Annotated in this window: 18 protein-coding genes and 1 tRNA gene; 13 read left to right on the forward strand and 6 right to left on the reverse strand. The window is 34.4% G+C overall.

Annotation, left to right across the window (positions count from 1 at the left end; all coding sequences use genetic code 11):
• Positions 1-182 precede the first annotated feature (182 nt).
• Positions 183-1,568: an MBL fold metallo-hydrolase gene (locus ULVI_RS08615; protein WP_068591828.1), complete on the forward strand. Its 1,386-nt coding sequence runs from the start codon at positions 183-185 to the stop codon at positions 1,566-1,568.
• A 67-nt stretch (positions 1,569-1,635) separates the two neighbouring features.
• Here the strand turns inward: ULVI_RS08615 and ULVI_RS08620 are convergent, their stop codons facing one another.
• The 3 genes from ULVI_RS08620 to ULVI_RS08630 all read right to left on the reverse strand — a co-directional run bounded on the left by ULVI_RS08620 (position 1,636) and on the right by ULVI_RS08630 (position 3,551).
• Positions 1,636-2,121, reverse strand: coding sequence for a ferritin-like domain-containing protein (locus ULVI_RS08620; protein ID WP_068591830.1), 486 nt, complete (start codon positions 2,119-2,121; stop codon positions 1,636-1,638).
• A 141-nt stretch (positions 2,122-2,262) separates the two neighbouring features.
• Positions 2,263-2,865 (reverse strand): DUF2652 domain-containing protein, encoded by a 603-nt coding sequence (locus ULVI_RS08625; RefSeq protein WP_068591832.1) that lies wholly within the window; start codon positions 2,863-2,865, stop codon positions 2,263-2,265.
• A gap of 5 nt (positions 2,866-2,870) precedes the next feature.
• Entirely contained in the window at positions 2,871-3,551 is a 681-nt protein-coding gene (locus ULVI_RS08630) for a magnesium and cobalt transport protein CorA (RefSeq protein ID WP_068591834.1), read from the reverse strand.
• A 230-nt stretch (positions 3,552-3,781) separates the two neighbouring features.
• On the opposite strand from ULVI_RS08630, the gene ULVI_RS08635 reads away from it, so the two are divergent.
• The 4 genes from ULVI_RS08635 to ULVI_RS08640 all read left to right on the forward strand — a co-directional run bounded on the left by ULVI_RS08635 (position 3,782) and on the right by ULVI_RS08640 (position 5,039).
• Complete coding sequence (locus tag ULVI_RS08635; RefSeq protein ID WP_068592549.1) at positions 3,782-4,354, forward strand: outer membrane beta-barrel protein; 573 nt, start codon at positions 3,782-3,784, stop codon at positions 4,352-4,354.
• Between the two features lie 134 nt (positions 4,355-4,488).
• A complete protein-coding gene (locus ULVI_RS15560; RefSeq protein WP_197463494.1) occupies positions 4,489-4,638 on the forward strand; it encodes a hypothetical protein in 150 nt (49 codons plus the stop codon).
• Between the two features lie 11 nt (positions 4,639-4,649).
• A complete protein-coding gene (locus ULVI_RS15430; protein ID WP_157632595.1) occupies positions 4,650-4,793 on the forward strand; it encodes a hypothetical protein in 144 nt (47 codons plus the stop codon).
• A gap of 161 nt (positions 4,794-4,954) precedes the next feature.
• Positions 4,955-5,039 (forward strand) — tRNA-Ser (locus tag ULVI_RS08640).
• Between the two features lie 169 nt (positions 5,040-5,208).
• On the opposite strand, the gene ULVI_RS08645 is transcribed toward ULVI_RS08640, so the two are convergent.
• Together ULVI_RS08645 and ULVI_RS08650 are read right to left on the reverse strand one after the other, a co-directional pair.
• Positions 5,209-6,024 carry an SDR family oxidoreductase gene (locus ULVI_RS08645; RefSeq protein ID WP_068591836.1) on the reverse strand — a complete coding sequence of 272 codons (816 nt, stop codon included), beginning with the start codon at positions 6,022-6,024 and terminating at the stop codon, positions 5,209-5,211.
• Between the two features lie 173 nt (positions 6,025-6,197).
• Positions 6,198-6,635, reverse strand: coding sequence for a hypothetical protein (locus ULVI_RS08650; RefSeq protein WP_068591838.1), 438 nt, complete (start codon positions 6,633-6,635; stop codon positions 6,198-6,200).
• Positions 6,636-7,052: 417 nt separating this feature from the next.
• Here ULVI_RS08650 and ULVI_RS08655 point away from each other — a divergent pair, with 417 nt between their 5' ends.
• The 8 genes from ULVI_RS08655 to ULVI_RS08690 all read left to right on the forward strand — a co-directional run bounded on the left by ULVI_RS08655 (position 7,053) and on the right by ULVI_RS08690 (position 15,803).
• Positions 7,053-9,317, forward strand: a complete 2,265-nt coding sequence (locus tag ULVI_RS08655) for an FUSC family protein (protein ID WP_068591839.1) — start codon at positions 7,053-7,055, stop codon at positions 9,315-9,317.
• A gap of 82 nt (positions 9,318-9,399) precedes the next feature.
• Entirely contained in the window at positions 9,400-10,479 is a 1,080-nt protein-coding gene (locus ULVI_RS08660; RefSeq protein ID WP_068591841.1) for a sensor histidine kinase, read from the forward strand.
• Between the two features lie 16 nt (positions 10,480-10,495).
• On the forward strand, positions 10,496-11,827 hold the full coding sequence (locus tag ULVI_RS08665) for a sigma-54-dependent transcriptional regulator (protein WP_068592550.1): 1,332 nt from the start codon (positions 10,496-10,498) through the stop codon (positions 11,825-11,827).
• A 535-nt stretch (positions 11,828-12,362) separates the two neighbouring features.
• A complete protein-coding gene (locus ULVI_RS08670; RefSeq protein WP_068591843.1) occupies positions 12,363-13,667 on the forward strand; it encodes a Glu/Leu/Phe/Val family dehydrogenase in 1,305 nt (434 codons plus the stop codon).
• A 23-nt stretch (positions 13,668-13,690) separates the two neighbouring features.
• Positions 13,691-14,110, forward strand: a complete 420-nt coding sequence (locus ULVI_RS08675) for a GreA/GreB family elongation factor (RefSeq protein WP_068591845.1) — start codon at positions 13,691-13,693, stop codon at positions 14,108-14,110.
• Positions 14,111-14,120: 10 nt separating this feature from the next.
• A complete protein-coding gene (locus ULVI_RS08680) occupies positions 14,121-14,543 on the forward strand; it encodes a hypothetical protein (protein WP_068592551.1) in 423 nt (140 codons plus the stop codon).
• 15 nt (positions 14,544-14,558) lie between these two features.
• Positions 14,559-14,948 (forward strand): hypothetical protein, encoded by a 390-nt coding sequence (locus ULVI_RS08685; protein WP_068591847.1) that lies wholly within the window; start codon positions 14,559-14,561, stop codon positions 14,946-14,948.
• A gap of 12 nt (positions 14,949-14,960) precedes the next feature.
• Complete coding sequence (locus tag ULVI_RS08690) at positions 14,961-15,803, forward strand: universal stress protein (RefSeq protein WP_068591849.1); 843 nt, start codon at positions 14,961-14,963, stop codon at positions 15,801-15,803.
• A 93-nt stretch (positions 15,804-15,896) separates the two neighbouring features.
• Here the strand turns inward: ULVI_RS08690 and ULVI_RS08695 are convergent, their stop codons facing one another.
• Entirely contained in the window at positions 15,897-16,760 is an 864-nt protein-coding gene (locus ULVI_RS08695) for an SdiA-regulated domain-containing protein (RefSeq protein ID WP_068591851.1), read from the reverse strand.
• Positions 16,761-16,840 lie beyond the last annotated feature (80 nt).

The raw sequence follows: 16,840 nt of genomic DNA on the forward strand, positions 1-16,840 counted from the left end.
GAGTATGTGAAAATTTTGTGAAAATTAATATCATATCATTTTTCTGAAAGTAAGAAAGCGCTTTTAAAATTACCAAGCGCTAACGTATGTATGTTAAAAATTTTATAGCAATAGTTATTAATTCGGTTTCTGAAGCTACTCACAATTGATGTCAATTAGTATCTTTACAAAAAATTAAAAGAATGACTGTAGAGCAGCTTTATACTGGATGCCTTTCGCAAGGAGCATACTATATTGAAAGTGATGGAGAAATCGCTATTATAGATCCATTGCGAGAAACCAAGCCTTATTTAGATCGTGCTAAAAGAGATAATGCCACCATTAAATATATTTTTGAAACACATTTTCATGCCGATTTCGTGAGTGGTCATGTGACTTTAAGTAAAGAAACGGGTGCACCCATTGTTTTTGGTCCTAACGCAAATCCAAGTTTCGATGCTTTGATCGCGAAAGACGGACAAGAATTTAAAGTAGGGAATGTGACTCTTACGGCGTTACATACACCGGGACATACGATGGAAAGTACGACCTATTTATTAAAAGATGAAAACGGGAAAGAGCATGCCATTTTTAGTGGCGATACGCTTTTTCTTGGGGATGTAGGAAGACCCGATCTTGCGCAAAAATCTTCGGAAGTAACACAAGAAGATCTCGCTGGAATCTTGTTTGAAAGTCTTCGAAATAAAATTATGCCATTACCCAATGATGTGATCGTTTATCCGGCACATGGAGCAGGATCTGCATGCGGAAAGAAAATGATGAAAGAAACGGTAGATACGCTAGGCAACCAGAAACTGATGAATTACGCATTACGGGCGGACATGACTAAACATGAATTTATCGATGAAGTAACAGATGGCTTATTGCCACCCCCAAGTTATTTTCCATTAAATGTTCGTATGAATAAAGAAGGATACGATGATTTAAATGCTATTGTAGCTCGTGGTACTAAGGCTTTTGCTCCCGACGAGTTTGAACAGGTTGCAAATACCACTGGTGCTATTGTACTTGATGTACGTCATCAAAGTGAATTTATAAAAGGACATATACCGAATTCGATTTTTATAGGACTCGACGGCGGATTTGCTCCATGGGTAGGTGCCTTAATTGGCGATGTAATGCAAACCATTCTTCTAGTTGTGGAAGAAGGAAGGGAAGAAGAAGCGATAACGCGCCTGTCTAGAGTGGGGTTTGATAAGACTCTTGGTTTTTTAAGAGGTGGTGTTTCAGCTTGGGAAAAAGCAGGAAAGGATGTCGATACCTTAGAATCTGTATCCGCTACAACCTTAAAGGAAGCATTACGTAGCAATGCCCCTGTATTTGATGTAAGAAACGACACCGAGTTTGGAGGTTCGCATATCCCGAATGCAGTGCATACTCCATTAAATGCATTAAACACTTACTTAAAAGAATTCCCGAAAGAGACTCCTTTCTATATTCATTGTGCGGGCGGATATCGATCTGTGATCGCAGCATCGATACTAAAGAGCCGTGGCATACATAATGTAATTGATGTTGCTGGTGGTTTTAAAGCCATTAAGGAAGCCGAAATCTCTGTAGTTTCTTAAAAAATACATATATAAAAAAAAGCCTAAGATTTTAATCTTAGGCTTTTTTAATTACAGCTACAGGAAATTAATTCCAGTTATCTGCAATATCTTCTAATCGTTTTACTTGAGATACCGTATTACGGATTTCAGATAATTGGTTGTTTAAAACAGATTGAATTTGTGGTGGAAATCGGTTGTCTTTTAGAGTTTCTTCGTACTCTTCGAGACTTGCTTTTTCACCGCGAATACATTCTTCTAATACAGCTTCATCATCACTACCAGTAAATGCTGTTTTAACGTCGATCCATGTTCTGTGTAATGTACCTGTAGCACTTCCACTTTCTTTTGGTTTTTCGTTAAGATTACGAATCTCATTATCTAATTCTGTTGCAAATCGATTTCTTGTAACCGCTTGATGCTTTAGAAAATTCTTAAGACTACTGTCCTTCGCATTTTCAAGCGCTTTTTTAAAACCTTTTTCTGCATCATAATTTTTTTCGAGTAACCCTTGAAGGTTATCTACCAAATTATCATGAATATTTTCTTTTGCTTCTTCTCTTGTAGTTTTCATAGTTATAGTTTTTTGTTATCCTAAAGATAGTACTAAACTATATCGAAGGGTCTTAGCATTTTGCCAATTCGCAAGGGTTTAACACATCTTGTTAAGGAAGCTATAATTTCTATGATTCGTTTGTCCTTAATGAGTTAAGAGCTAATTTAATGAAGATAAATCAATGTAATTAAACTTTAATTCTCCGAGATGTTCTGCTTCAATAGAGGATTCGTGTAATGTCGCCCAATCGAAATTTTCGTCTACTTTATTAGCTCTATATTGAGACAATAATGTTTCAGAAATTAGAATATATTCATCGATATTAATATCGTTTTTTAATAGGCGATGTGCAGTGATAACATCTTCACCCATTAATTTAATTCTATTTCCAATTTGCACCTTTCCAATTTCATTTCCGAAGTGCAAAATAATTTTTAGTCCTAACATTTCGGGAAGGTCTGTACTTTGTTTGTTGTGTTTATGTTTTTCTGCAAGTGACTTTATCTGCTTATAGAATTCTTCGTAAAAACTTCGGCATTGATCTATAAGTTCTCTTAGAGAGGGAAGATCACCGGTTCTATAAAATAGTACTGCATCTCCTTCTATTTCTGAAACTTTTAAATTTAGTTCGTTAGAATAAATAATATTATTAAGAAGGGCAGGAATTACTTCCGAGCTAAGTTTAAAATCTACATCACGCATAAAACGGGTAAATCCGCTAATGTCTGGAATACAAATTAATGTGGGTTCTGCTTTTTGCATAGGTTCTAAGTGATGTTTAAGAGTGCTGTATAAGGCTCTGTAAATTTAAAATCTTCAAGCCAATACTGCGAACTTATAATTTTTAATTGAATGCTTTTTTCTTGTGAATCTAAAAGATGAATTTGCCATAGAATAGCATCTGCTTCAGAAATGACCTCTTGTTGTAATTGATCTGTATATAATCGGTTAATAATTGCATTGTTTGGAAGACCTTGTGCGAGTAGTTTCAGAATTACAGATGGATCAGCATCTCGGAGTTTTTTAGGCAATGGTTCTTTTTCCGAAGAAAATGTTACTAATATTTCTATCGCTTTAGCCATAGGAAATCCTTGACCATTAAATGCCTTGTACAAGATTTCACCTACATTAAAAAATTGCTCGTGTAATTGGATGTCCGCATATTCTTCCCATACTTTCTCTTCTTGCATCTCATGTGAAAGGTTTTGTATTTGCCCTTCGTTTAAATGAGATTTAAAAACATAGCGCAATACTTTTTGGGCGGCCTCTTCTTTTTCAAAATCGGTAAGAGATAAGAGGCAAAGTTCTTCTAATTCTTCTGTCGATGCTTCTTCAGAATCGTATTCCATTTCTTTTAATAAAGCACTATAATCTGCTTGAGACCAAGAATTAGGAATCCGTTCTAGCGTTTTAAAAGAATTTGGAGTACAATTTATTGTTTTTTTCACCTGTTACTATTTAGAACTGTGAAGATACATGAAGTACTTTCATGCTGATATAGGTTTAACAATTTGTAGGCAATTTTTATTAAGTAAGACAATAAAAGATAAGGCAATTAGTTATTATATAGTCTACTTGCAATACTTAAAACTCTTACCTATTATATACCATTACTTCTTAAAGACTGTAACAATTTAAAACTTGGATTGTCTTTAAATTAACCTAATAAATGTTGATTATGAAAAAAGTAATGTGTGTTATATTGTTAGCAATGTGTGTAACGGGTTATGCCCAAAAAGGAGGTGGATTCGGAGTAACCGGAGGATTAAACTACGGAAGCAACGGCGATTTCGAGAATGGGGCTCAAGCAATTATTGAAGATCCTTCTAAAAATGTTGGGTTTCATATTGGTTTTTTCGGAAAAATAGATCTTGGACTATTATACCTAAGACCTGAAGCGGTTTACACAAGAACAAAAAGTGAGTATAGAAGTGGGGATCTTTCAGTAAGCAAACTCGATGTGCCTTTATTAGTGGGTATAGATGTTTTAGGACCTATTACCGTCTTTGCAGGTCCTTCGCTTCAATATATTTTGAAGAATGAGTTTGAAGATTTCGATCTGGAAACTGCTGAAAACGATTTTACAGTAGGAGCACAACTAGGGGTAGGACTAAATTTTGAAAGTTTTGGAATTGATGTTCGTTACGAACGAGGACTTTCTGAAAATGAAGTGGATTTCTCGAACATTCCTACTAATAGAATAGACACCCGTCCAGAGCAGATCATATTGGGTCTTTCGGTACCTTTCTAAAACAATAATAAAATTTTTAAGAATCTTAATGAAAGCGTTAAGGCACTTTTAACAACTGCTGTTAAGGTTTAATAATTTTGAAGGATGAATGTCTAATTATCGTTACTTTTAAGTGAACTTTAAAATCAACTATTATGAACGATGAAAAGAAAATTCCAAATCAGAGCAATCAAAGTGAAGAAGAGATTGCTATAAATAAAAAAGGAAGAGAAGCTGATGGTAAAAAAATAAACCATCAAGTTGAGCAAAAAAGAGAACAACATCAGCCACGCGATAACGCTTAAAATCACATATTATGAGCGATAATGATAAAAAAAACAAAGACAAACAATCGGAAGAGAGAGATAGTCTAAATCCAGAGCGTATTAAAGGTCCACAAAAGGACGAACATACAAATCAATATGGAGATCAAGACGATTCGAAAAAACCGAGTCGTTAATAGTATATAGTGCAAACATAAAGTCTGAAGTAACATTCATAAGATGTTGACTTCAGATTTTTTTTGTGCTTTTTTTAAAAATTAATCTAAAAGGTTTTAAAGAGTGAAAAAAGGTGTTATATTTGCACCCGCATTCAGGGAATACCTGATGAGGCACTCAAGGAGAAATGGCAGAGTGGTCGAATGCGGCAGTCTTGAAAACTGTTGAGGGTTACACCTCCGGGGGTTCGAATCCCTCTTTCTCCGCAAAAAGCCCCGTTATCGCAATGATAACGGGGCTTTATTTTTGTAGTTGACAGGATAGTTACTCGTAGATGAAATAAAATGCTCGATCTAATAAATTATAGAGCAAATTTAGCGTTAATTTCATAACAGTCATCTTTGTGCAACAACTCTCATCGTAATAATGAATTGGTTAAGATTTACTATCGTCAATTTCATTACATTTTAATTCATATTGTCTTTTTTGATACGATTTACATTGTTCAATAAAATCTTTTGGAACAATAGTCCTAAAAGCTTGGTTATCCTTAGGGATTACATCGACCATTTCGTCGATCATTTGTTGCGGATCAAATTGGTTGTCTAACAATTCTTTAGAAGCTTTAACAATGGTTTCTTTATCTGTAAAATAGAAATCTTCATCATACCATTGCTCAAATGTTTCATACATACGATCATTAAATCCTGTTTCGAAGGGTCCTGGATTAATAGTTGCTACATGTACTCCAAATTCATGAAGTTCATCTCTTAAACTTTGCGCAACCGATTCTAATGCATGTTTCGAGGCATTATAAGCACCCAAAAATGGAGAGGTTGTAAGCCCAGCAATTGATGATACAAAAACAACTTTTCCAGTTCCTCTTTCTACCATTTGCTTAATAAATGGTTGTGAAAACTCTAATGTAGAGAAGACATTCGTTTCCATTACTTCACGTAAAAAATCGACAGGCATTTCTCCTACAGGACCTGAATGTCCCATCCCTGCATTATTCACTAAAATATCAATCTCATATTTAGAAGCATTCATACAATCCAAATCATTTAAAATATCGAGCTTGATGATTTCAATGTTATCCTGCAACTTGTTCGCTTTAATTTCTTCTAGCAATTTAGATTTCTGTTCCCAAACATGAACTCCCGCAATAATTTTATGGCCTTTTTTAGCAAGTCCAATTGCCGTTCCTTTTCCTAAGCCAGATCCGGCTCCTGTAATCATAATTGTTTTCATGGTAGTTTTTTAATCAAAGCTAACAGGATTAAGGCTCGCTTGGTAGTTAATTATAATAACATTAGCAGTTTAAGAAATTGTACGGAAGTTTTCTAAATTAGTACTGAAGGCGATTCTGTATCGACCTGTTCTTGTAAATTACCGAAAGTGTGTATGTGTAGCTAGTAACTACATTAGAAATTTAGAAGATAAATGAGACATATTCCAAAAATAACATGTGCAATGACCAACTGAATAAAATAAACTACTTTATTAATTTGTGGAGGATTGGGATGAATTTTAAGTATAAATCCCCAAAAACCAACACCAAATATTCCACCTAAAAATCCAAAGATCGATCCAGATAAAAGAGTTAATGTTACAATCGAATAACCCTGTAAAATTTTAAAAACTCCTACAAATAACATCCCTATTAAAAAATGAATCGTCCATCCCAACACATGCTCTCTACAAATAGTCGTTGCAGGCCCTTGATACCTTCTAATTAAAATATTTAGAAGTTGAGGTTCTTCAAATTTACTATTTGAAAAATAAGAAACAAGATAACTAAAGGCAGTCATACCTAAGGTTGCTATTATTCCCACGGTAATAATTTCTGAAATAAGTTCCATATAGCATTTTCAATTATGTGCCTGTCAAGATAGCTAATTATTTAACTGAAACATTTTTTAGTTATACTTTAAAAAGAGCTTTCTTATATAAAGTAGTATAATTTGTTATGTCGAAACTATAACTATTAAAAAAGGTTATCAGTTTCAGAAGAAAAGAATAGTACCATCAGTTATTACTTAGTATATTAAGTAGACTAGTTTTATCTTTTTCCGTATTTAAACTGTCCCTTAAAAAATGCTTTTTCACATCTAATGTAAGTCTATCATCTATCGATTTACGTCTATTCGTAATATGTAGATACACTTTTTAACGCGTCGAATTTGGGTAATGTTAGGTGCGGGGTAAGAGTTTATAGGTGGTGCAGAATTAACTGTGAAGTTTTAATTACAGTACCTTTGTACTTTAAAAATTACGTCTTGAGAAAATACCTAACAATCATCGAATTGTTTTTAAGAAGTTCCCACTTTTACAGTGGTGTTAGGCTTAGCTTTGCTGTAGTTATTCCCTTAGTAATTTTAAACTTTTTAGGACTTTTTGAGTATGCTCCCCCCATCGTAATTGGGGCTTTTTTAAATGCCCCTGGAGATATCCCTGGAAGTTTAAAACGTAAAGTAAATGCTATTTTAATAAGTGCAGGTTTAACAATGCTCATTACGGCGATAATTTTATTTTTAAAGCCTTTTGCATTTATACTCATAGGAGCACTTGCCATAATTTCTTTCTTTATTTCTTTCTTATCAATTTACGGATTTAGAGCTTCATTGGTATCTTTTTCGGGATTATTAGCGATGGTACTTGCTTTTGCTATTCAAAAAGAAACTGCCTTCGAAATATGGTCTCATGTTCTCTTGATGGGAGTAGGGGGGCTTTGGTATTTAATAGTTTCATATGTTTTTCTGAAACTAGCTCCCAATAAAGATGCAAATCAACTCCTTTCTGAAACGCTCCATACTATTGGAGAATACTTAAGGCTTAGAGCTCGATTGCTTACAAAAAAAGCAGACAGGGAGACGCTAATGCAACAATCTATAGTACTACAAACTCAAATTACTGAAAAACAAGAAACCTTACGAGAATTACTACTTCTAGAGAGAAAACGATCTGGACGATCTCATTACGATGAAAAACAGCTTCTTATTTTTATCTCTACTATTAACATTGTAGAACTTATTGAAGCAAAACATTTAGATTACAGTGAGATTGATGCTCTGTTTGAAAATAATAAAGGATACTTGAAAGCATCAAAAAAGTTAAATAAGAAAATGGGGAATCATCTTATTACGCTTTCAGAAATACTTATTCAAAAAGATAAAATTCCTAGCAAAGATCTGTTATTAGAGGCTTTACAAAAGGCTCGAGGTGTAATTTCGACCTATGTTGAGGATGTTACACTACCCAAAGCACGAGAAGGTGCACTTATCTTAAAAAACCTTTTCGATTATCAAGAGCAATTGTTTCAAGAAATAAGGGCCATTCGAAGAGTCATGGCAAATGTAAAGCATGCTTCAAAAGTATCTGTTAAGCGTCAAGAGGAAAGTAAGTTCTTAACTCTCCAAGAATACCGCTTCAACGTAATTATTCAAAACTTCAGTTTACAATCTACCTTATTTAGACATTCTTTACGGTTCACTGTTGCTATTTTATTTGCGTATGTACTAGGAACGTTACTCGGAATTCATAACGGTTATTGGATTCTCTTGACAATCGTTGTGATTATGCGACCCAATTATGGATTGACGAAAGAACGGTCTAAAGACCGCATCGTGGGAACGCTTATTGGTGCCGTGATTGCTATTGGAATTGTACTTGTTACCCAGAATACGATTATCTACTCGGTATTGGCTATTATATCGTTAACGATGGCATTTGCCCTTATTCAACAAAATTACAAGTCGGGAGCTGCTTTTATTACACTGAATATCATATTTGTATATTCACTTATAAATCCTGATGCATTAGAAGTTATACAGTATCGTGTAATTGACACTGTGCTTGGTGCAGGTATTGCGGTAATTGCAAACTATACTTTATGGCCAAGCTGGGAAGCTTTAAATATGAAACACGTTCTTTTAACGATGCTGCAAAGAAATACCGAATATCTCATTGCCACTCAAAAGTTATATCACGATAAAACTGAAGCAGAACTTAGTTATAAAGTAGCGAGAAAAGAAGCATTTCTAGCGATAAGTAACTTAAATGGAGCTTTTCAAAGAATGACCCAAGACCCCAAATCGAAACAAAAAGAATATCGTTTACTTTATGATATGGTTACCTTGAACCAAACAATGATCTCTGGGATCGCTTCGATTGGAACTTTTGTAACCAATCACCAAACCACTCCTGCTTCTAAAGAATTTGATACTATTATTCTTAAAATAGTTAATACATTACGGGCTGCAACCGCTATATTAGAGGATACAAATTTTACTGAAGAAGTGTCTGTTGCGAGCGAAAGTAGCAATGCTGAAAAAAAGATCATGGAGGCATACCAGCATTTATCTGAACTTCGAGATCGTGATATTAAGGAAGGAAATACAGAGATCGACACCGAAACGTTGCATCACTTGCAAGAAGCTTACTTAATGGCGAACCAGTTAGTTTGGATGAAGGCTCTTTCAGAAAATCTTAAAAAAGCTACATTAAAATACGATGCAGTATTAAAAGAGCGTATGCATGCATAGAATAACAGGTCGTTACAGAACACGATATTCTTTTTGTGACGATGAAGGTTTAATGAAGTATTAATTGAATATTTATGTTACTATGAGTACTACCGATGAAGCTTTAAAAGAACGCATTAAAGAGCTTAGATGCCTCTATGAAGTATCAAGCATTATAGTGAATGCTGATGCAGAATCGATATCGAGTATGGCACAGGCAATAGCACTAAGTTTGAAAAAGGGGCTTCAGTTTCCCGACCGAACCGAAATTGTGATTCGAACTAATTTAAATGTGTACCAAACAGGAGCTATCAACACCGATAACTGCATCTCTTCAGATATATTAGTTTTTAATAAAGTAAGTGGGAGTATTAATGCATCGCTTCAAAATAACCAAGATACATTTCTTACTGAAGAGCAACCATTGTTGGACAATGTTGCGCTAAAATTGGGAAATTTGATTGAAAGAATTGAGATTCAGAAGAACGAAACTTCTTTAAAACGACAAATGGAACGTGCAGACAGACTTAGTATTTTGGGAGAAATTACTGCTGGAATCGCACATGAACTTAATACTCCACTGGCTAATATTTTAGGTTTTTCAGAATTAATAAAAGAAGAACTTGAAGCCAATAAGCAAGATTCAAAAGACATCGAAAAAGTAATTAGCAATGCAATTTTTTCTCGTGAGGTAGTAAAAAAACTTATGTTCTTTGCTTGTGAAATGCCCCAGGAAATGCAAGAAGTTAATATTGTACCCAGTATTAAGAACGCGATAGCATTACTCGATGCATCTTTTAAAAAAGCTCAAGTGAATTATGTCATTAAGATTGAAGATGAGGTATTAATGTTACGAGCAGATACAATTCAATTAACTCAGATAATATTTAATTTAATAATTAATGCGATTTATTTTTCTCCCGTAAATGGATTGGTTACCATCGAGGCATTTCAGTCGCGTAAAGATATCGTGCTAAAAATTATAGATGAAGGCACAGGACTTTCTGAAGAAGCCTTAGAAAAAGTATTTCAGCCATTTTTCACTACTAAACCTACAGGAGATGGTTCTGGATTAGGATTAAGTGTTGTTCATGGAATTGTTGCAAGTCATAATGGTACTATAGTGGCGGAGAACAATGAAAAAAAAGGGGCAAGTTTTACTGTAAAACTTCCTAAATCTTAATTACTTTGTAATGGACATGCGACTAAAAAATGAAAACATATTAATTGTAGATGATGATATTAATATATTAGAGTTGTTGCGACGCCATTTGCAATCTTGGAATTTTCATACCTACAAAGCAGTTTCGGTAAAAGAAGCCGTTCAGATCTTGCGAGATACCCACATCGATTTGCTTATTACCGATTTAAAAATGCCGGGCATCGACGGATTTGAACTTATTAAATTTGTTTCAGAGCATTATCCGAAACTTCCCAAACTTGTAGTTACAGGATATCCTTCGGTTCAAGATTCTCTCTCAGTGATTAAATCGGGAGTAGTCGATTATTTAACCAAGCCCTTTACTAAAGAGGAGTTAAAAACCGCGATAGATAAATCTATTGGGGAAAGAACAATTATTCCTAAGGCAACTTTTTCCGAAGAAAAAAACAAGGGGTATGGAGGCATAATTGGAAATTCAGAAAAAATTAATAATGTTATTGAGATTATTGAACGTGTAAAGAATAATAAGGCCACTATTTTTATAGAAGGAGAAAGTGGTACTGGAAAAGAGCTTGTAGCACGGGCAATACACTATGAAGGAAAATTCTCAAGAGCGCCTTTTATCTCGGTGAATTGCGGAGGCATTCCAGAAAACTTATTAGAGTCTGAACTGTTTGGATATACTAAAGGGGCTTTTACAGGAGCCGATCGTAATCGCGACGGATTTTTCCAAGCGGCAAACGGGGGAACGATATTTTTAGATGAAATAGGCAATGCTTCTACGGCGGTGCAGTCAAGATTATTGCGAGTGCTTCAAGAGAAAGAGGTAGTAAAGGTAGGGGCTCAAAAAGCTGAAAAAATCGATGTGCGAATTATTGCAGCTACTAATAGTGATCTGCAGGAGATGATTAAGAAGGAAACTTTTAGAGAAGATCTATTTTACAGACTTACTGTTGTTGAGATTGAAGTCGCTCCACTTCGCGAACGGAAGGAAGATATTCCGCTATTGGTAGAAAAATTTCTGTTTAAATATGGTGTGGAATATAAAGATCGTTTTGTAAAAATAACTGAAGAAGCTTCTAGTGTGTTACAACGATACCATTGGCCTGGGAATATCCGCGAATTGGAAAATGTAATACAACGCGCAGTAATTATGTGTGATAGAATAATTGGTGTCGAACATCTTCCGCAGTCTCTAAAATATACAATCGATTTCTCCAAAGATCAACTCGTTCCCTTAAAGGAAATAGAGAAACAGTACATTAGAAGGGTGTTAAATGCTACCAATAATAATAAAACTAAAGCTGCAGAAATTTTAGGAATTGATCGAAAAACCATTCGACAAAAACTTTCTGAAGACGAACTTTAAAGCGATACTTTTTACCCCAGTTGGGTAGTATTCTCCCAATTTAAAATTTAGACTCTTTTGCGATTATCCACATAAGCCCTTTCTACCACTGGGTTTCTACTGTATAAGGCATTTTTTTGGTATGCTATGGCATATAGATTGCCCTTAGGTATATAAAAATAACCATGTTCTATAAGACAAGCTCAATTATTATATGTCTTACTTGTATTTGTGTAAAAAACTGATTGTTAGCGCATCATAAAGAATAGAAATGGTCATTTTGCGATTATGAAGAAACTATTTATAAAACAACGTTTCAACAAGCGCAGGAATTTAATATAAATACTAAGTGCCAATTTGAATTGGTTTTGGCTTAAATAAATTTTAAATCAAATAATTATGAATTTACATGCAATGGTAACCGCTAAGAAGCTTCAAAAGCTAGGTAACAAGAAAAGAAAAAGCAATTATGTAATTGAAAAATATCACGAAAGAAGCATAGCAAATCGTCTTTTTAGATAATTATTTAAAATAGCCGCATGAGCGGTTCACAATTATGACAGCAATCACAGCAGAATTAGATACAAAAACAAAAAGAACTCCTGTAAAGGGGATGATGGATAATGTAATGGAGCAGTTCAACAGTGCTGCAGAACAAGTAAATCTACACCCTAACATTCGGAAAATATTGAGTATAACTAATAATGAAATCATCGTTCATTTTCCCGTAAAAATGGATAATGGGGATGTAGAAATTTTTACTGGGTACAGAGTACAACATAATAATGCATTGGGACCTTATAAAGGCGGTCTTCGATATCATCCTACCGTAGATATTGATGCTGCACGAGCATTAGCTATGTGGATGACATGGAAGACATCTTTAGCAGGCTTACCTTATGGTGGAGGTAAAGGAGGAATTCAACTAGACCCTTCAAAATACTCTCAAAACGAATTAGAACGCATTACGCGTAGATTCACGTTTGCACTGGCAGATAATATTGGACCAGAGCACGACATTCCTGCACCAGATGTAAACACCAATAGTCAAACTATGGCATGGATTGCAGATACGTATATGAGTACGCGTCCACCTGCAGAGCGTACTGCAAATCAACACGTGGTGACTGGAAAACCTGACGGAAGTGGGGGACTAGAAGGTAGAGATCGTGCTACAGGTTATGGAGTATTTCTGAATATTAAATTTTGGGCAGAACGTAAAAATGAAAGTTTATATGGAAAGAAATTTATTGTTCAAGGATTTGGAAATGTTGGGTATTGGGCAGCTTATTTCTTAGAAAAGGAAGGTGCCAAGTTAGTTGCAGTGCAGGATGCTTTTGGAAGTATTCAGAATGCAGACGGAATTAAAGTAGACGACCTATTTAATTACACTAAGGTAAATAATGGAAGCATTGTAGATTTTCCAGAATCGGTTGTTTTAAATAAAGAGGAATTTTTTGGAACTGAATGTGACATATGCATACCGGCGGCTTTGGGGAATCAAATTACCGTAGAAAATGCACATACAATTAAGGCAAAACTTATTGCTGAAGGTGCTAACGGACCTACCAATGTAGAAGGTGAAAAACTATTGTTGGAGCGAGGTGTTACCATCCTTCCTGATATTCTATGTAATTCTGGAGGTGTTGTAGGTAGTTATTTTGAATGGCTTCAAAACCGGAACGGAGAGCTTTGGCAATTAGACGAAGTAATGGCGAAGTTGGACAAAAAAATGAAAGAGTCTTTCAATAAAGTTTATGAATATTCAGAAAAAGAAGGAATGGATCTGCGTACAGCTGCCTACTGTATCGCTATTAAGCGTATAGAGAAAGCATACATTCAAAGAGGGATTTTTCCTTAATTATTAAATAAAAAAAATAGATTATGAAATACGGTAGTTTATTGCTAGAAAAAAAAGAATATGTGTATCTAAAACGTATTCTAAATATTTCGGGATATGCAGAAGATTTTCAAATTCAGAAATCACTGCATCGGCTCAGTGAAGAGTTAAAGAATGCTCAAATAATGGATGCAGCTGAAATGCCCGATGACGTTATTCGATTTAACAGTAAGATCACGGTTTACTCTGAAAAAGGATGGGAAAAATCAATCCAACTTGTAACTCCAGGAGACAAAGATGTGAAGCAAAATAAGATTTCTATCTTAACTCCTATGGGAGCAGCCCTCTTTGGATATTCGGAAGGAGATACCGTAGTTTGGGATTTTCCGAAGGGAGAAGAGAAAATTAAAATTGTAGCGGTAACACAAGATATTATGCATAAAAAAATTGATGTACCGATTTAAAACAAATGCTATGGAAATACTTCAAAAAGAAATTTACAATCACGACACCGATGTAGATGTAACACATAAGATTAACAATATTGAATTAGACAATTGGATTAATCATTTAAAATACATTAAGAAGGAGCTCATGAACCTAATAGGACTTTGTGGAGAGGACCTATCTAGTAAATTAGAGGATGAAAGTATTCTTGAAAGATTTCAAAAAAAGAATGCTGAAAATGATAACCTGCTTCAAGTACTATATAAATACATGAAATCTAGAGTAGATATCGCAGAGTGTGAAGACACGCATTGTGATATGGTGTATATAACAGAACACGAGACGTACCGACGAAGTTATTTATATCACTTAGATAAATACAGAAGGTTGAAGGATGAATTTTTTAGCAAAGTAAAAGGAAAGTTTATAGTGAATAACCCAGTACAATAAATAACAAACATCTTATTGGAAAACGAATTGTTATATAAAATAGATGCGCATAGAAGATTGTGTATTAAAAAAGATCTCATTGAATTAAATATGTGGATCGATACGTTAACAATTCTTAATACTGAATTATCACAGTTACTAGTAATTGAAAAGCAACTTCTTCAAAATATTACGATCGAGACGACGCTTTTGGGAGTACGAAGAAAAAATACTTTAGTGCTGGCAGCTCTCTGCAAGTACGAACAAGGATTAAATAGTGAATATGAATATGGAAAAGTAATATACGACGTGAAACGTGCGAAAGAACACGAGAAAAAACGAGATAGTTATATGGAGCTAATGCATGATTTTTATGCGTTGAGAAAATCGGTCTATACAATGCTATCCACATATAAACGAAACTAAAACCACGATGCCATGAAAAAGATTTTAATTCCTATCGACTTTACCTTTAAAAGTTATGACGCGATTGATTATGCAGTTTCTTTTTTTAAAAGGGAGAAATGTCACTTTTACTTCCTTAATACGTATTCCTACGATATTGAAGGGCTTAATGCAGTAAATCTACTTCAGGCAGGAGATGATTTTTTTGAGAAACCAAAAAGAGAATCAGAAATGAGTTTGGGACGCGTCATTCAGAAAATAACTTCAAAATGTGAAAATAAAAGGCATCAATTTAATGCAATTTCAGAATATGCAAATCTCATTGAAGGTGTTAGAAAAGCCATTAAAGAACTTGATATTGATTTAGTAGTGATTGCTGGGAAAGTGCAAACAAAACGAGCTACAGATACGTACAGTAAAAACACAAAGCGTATTCTTGACAATATTAGGGAATGCCCGGTTATGATTATACCAGCATCGACTCCTAAACAGAAAAAACCAGAATTTGTATTAGTTTCTAACTTTGAAGTCCTTCTTTCAGAATCGAAGCTTAAAAATTGGTACGAATTTGTAGAAATTTCGAGAGGAAGCGTTAAGATTTTTACGTTATGCGAAAAAGATAAGATGACAAAGCTTCAGAAAGAAAATCAGAATAAAGTGCGTTTTCAAATTGAAATGCTCTCAAAAAACCCAGTAGGTGTTGAATATATTGAAACTGCTCCTGATTTAAAAAGTTTTGCAGATTACCATTCAGATTATATAATTTGTGTTCTAGACCGCAAACCAGATTTTTGGCAAAAATGCGGGTTAACACATTCAAGAATTACCAACATGGGACCTCTGCAAAAAACTCCTCTAATAGCGCTTCATCCCTAAATGTAAAACTAAGTAGCGCAAATAATTTTTAATATAAAAAGCCTTGGCATTAATGTAATGACAAGGCTTTTTCGTAAAAATAACTAATTAATTTTATTGGTTGAATTTTACCTGAACAATAGTGGCGGGTCCATCGCCAGATTCATTCGAAATATATAATGTACCATCTGGACTAAAAGTTATTCCTTCTGGCTGCGAAAATTCTTTGGTATCTAATTCATGTACCTTTTTTATAGTTCCGTCTGCATCGAGAATCACTAATTTAGGTTTTATACCTTCAAGAACATAATATTCTCCTGTTTTTGGGTGAATAGAAACATCTGAAGGACTAAATGTTTTATACACCTTTTTCTTTTTAAAATTTTTAAAAGCAATATCGTTCATATTTATTTTAATAGTGGGGACTGCTTCCATTGTTTTAGATTCGATGGGAATGGTGTATAATCCTTTAAAATCATCTTTCTTATCCCGGTCTTTGGGAGCGATTAGTAACGCTTTATTTGCTGTATCGAAAGCAAGGGTTTCCATGTTGTTTTTAGATGAAAAGTCAGTCTCGAAAGTGGTTACTGATTTATTTTCATTTAAAAAGTTTACAACCTCATAGATCTTACCATCACTTCGAAGCACATAGGCATTATCATTATGTACCGTAATACCTTCATAATCGCCAGATCCTGCAAATTCGATCTCTTTAACGACTTTCTTTTTTTCAAGGTCATAAATAAATATTACACCATCTTCATCTTGTACACTAGCAATGGTGTTGTCTGAAATCCAGGCAATACCGCTTACTTCGTTTAGATCTTTTGGCAACTCCCATGTTTTCTCAACCGAATATTCGGAAGCACCATGCGTATGTTGCAATTTGTTTGTTAATGGCTGCGCAGTTACTGCTAAAGTAGCTGTCACAACTATTACCGTAAATAATCCGAGTAAAAAATAGTTTAGCGTTTTCATAGCTTTAAATTTAGAGTACAAATATCTATGCCAAAACTGTAAACAATTTGGAATTTTGACTGCTGGTAACTAATTTGGAA

It is taken from the genome of Cochleicola gelatinilyticus (assembly GCF_001637325.1).
Classification (GTDB): Bacteria; Bacteroidota; Bacteroidia; order Flavobacteriales; family Flavobacteriaceae; genus Cochleicola; species Cochleicola gelatinilyticus.

Bases quoted from the DNA above. Each gene is read 5' to 3' on its own strand.
- ULVI_RS08625 (WP_068591832.1), bottom strand. From the start codon at position 2,865: ATGCAAAAAGCAGAACCCACATTAATTTGTATTCCAGACATTAGCGGA.
- ULVI_RS08680 (WP_068592551.1), top strand. From the start codon at position 14,121: ATGGAAATACTTCAAAAAGAAATTTACAATCACGACACCGATGTAGAT.
- ULVI_RS08690 (WP_068591849.1), top strand. From the start codon at position 14,961: ATGAAAAAGATTTTAATTCCTATCGACTTTACCTTTAAAAGTTATGAC.
- ULVI_RS08645 (WP_068591836.1), bottom strand. From the start codon at position 6,024: ATGAAAACAATTATGATTACAGGAGCCGGATCTGGCTTAGGAAAAGGA.
- ULVI_RS08670 (WP_068591843.1), top strand. From the start codon at position 12,363: ATGACAGCAATCACAGCAGAATTAGATACAAAAACAAAAAGAACTCCT.
- ULVI_RS15430 (WP_157632595.1), top strand. From the start codon at position 4,650: ATGAGCGATAATGATAAAAAAAACAAAGACAAACAATCGGAAGAGAGA.
- ULVI_RS08650 (WP_068591838.1), bottom strand. From the start codon at position 6,635: ATGGAACTTATTTCAGAAATTATTACCGTGGGAATAATAGCAACCTTA.
- ULVI_RS08660 (WP_068591841.1), top strand. From the start codon at position 9,400: ATGAGTACTACCGATGAAGCTTTAAAAGAACGCATTAAAGAGCTTAGA.
- ULVI_RS08665 (WP_068592550.1), top strand. From the start codon at position 10,496: ATGCGACTAAAAAATGAAAACATATTAATTGTAGATGATGATATTAAT.
- ULVI_RS08615 (WP_068591828.1), top strand. From the start codon at position 183: ATGACTGTAGAGCAGCTTTATACTGGATGCCTTTCGCAAGGAGCATAC.
- ULVI_RS08695 (WP_068591851.1), bottom strand. From the start codon at position 16,760: ATGAAAACGCTAAACTATTTTTTACTCGGATTATTTACGGTAATAGTT.
- ULVI_RS08675 (WP_068591845.1), top strand. From the start codon at position 13,691: ATGAAATACGGTAGTTTATTGCTAGAAAAAAAAGAATATGTGTATCTA.
- ULVI_RS15560 (WP_197463494.1), top strand. From the start codon at position 4,489: ATGAACGATGAAAAGAAAATTCCAAATCAGAGCAATCAAAGTGAAGAA.
- ULVI_RS08635 (WP_068592549.1), top strand. From the start codon at position 3,782: ATGAAAAAAGTAATGTGTGTTATATTGTTAGCAATGTGTGTAACGGGT.
- ULVI_RS08620 (WP_068591830.1), bottom strand. From the start codon at position 2,121: ATGAAAACTACAAGAGAAGAAGCAAAAGAAAATATTCATGATAATTTG.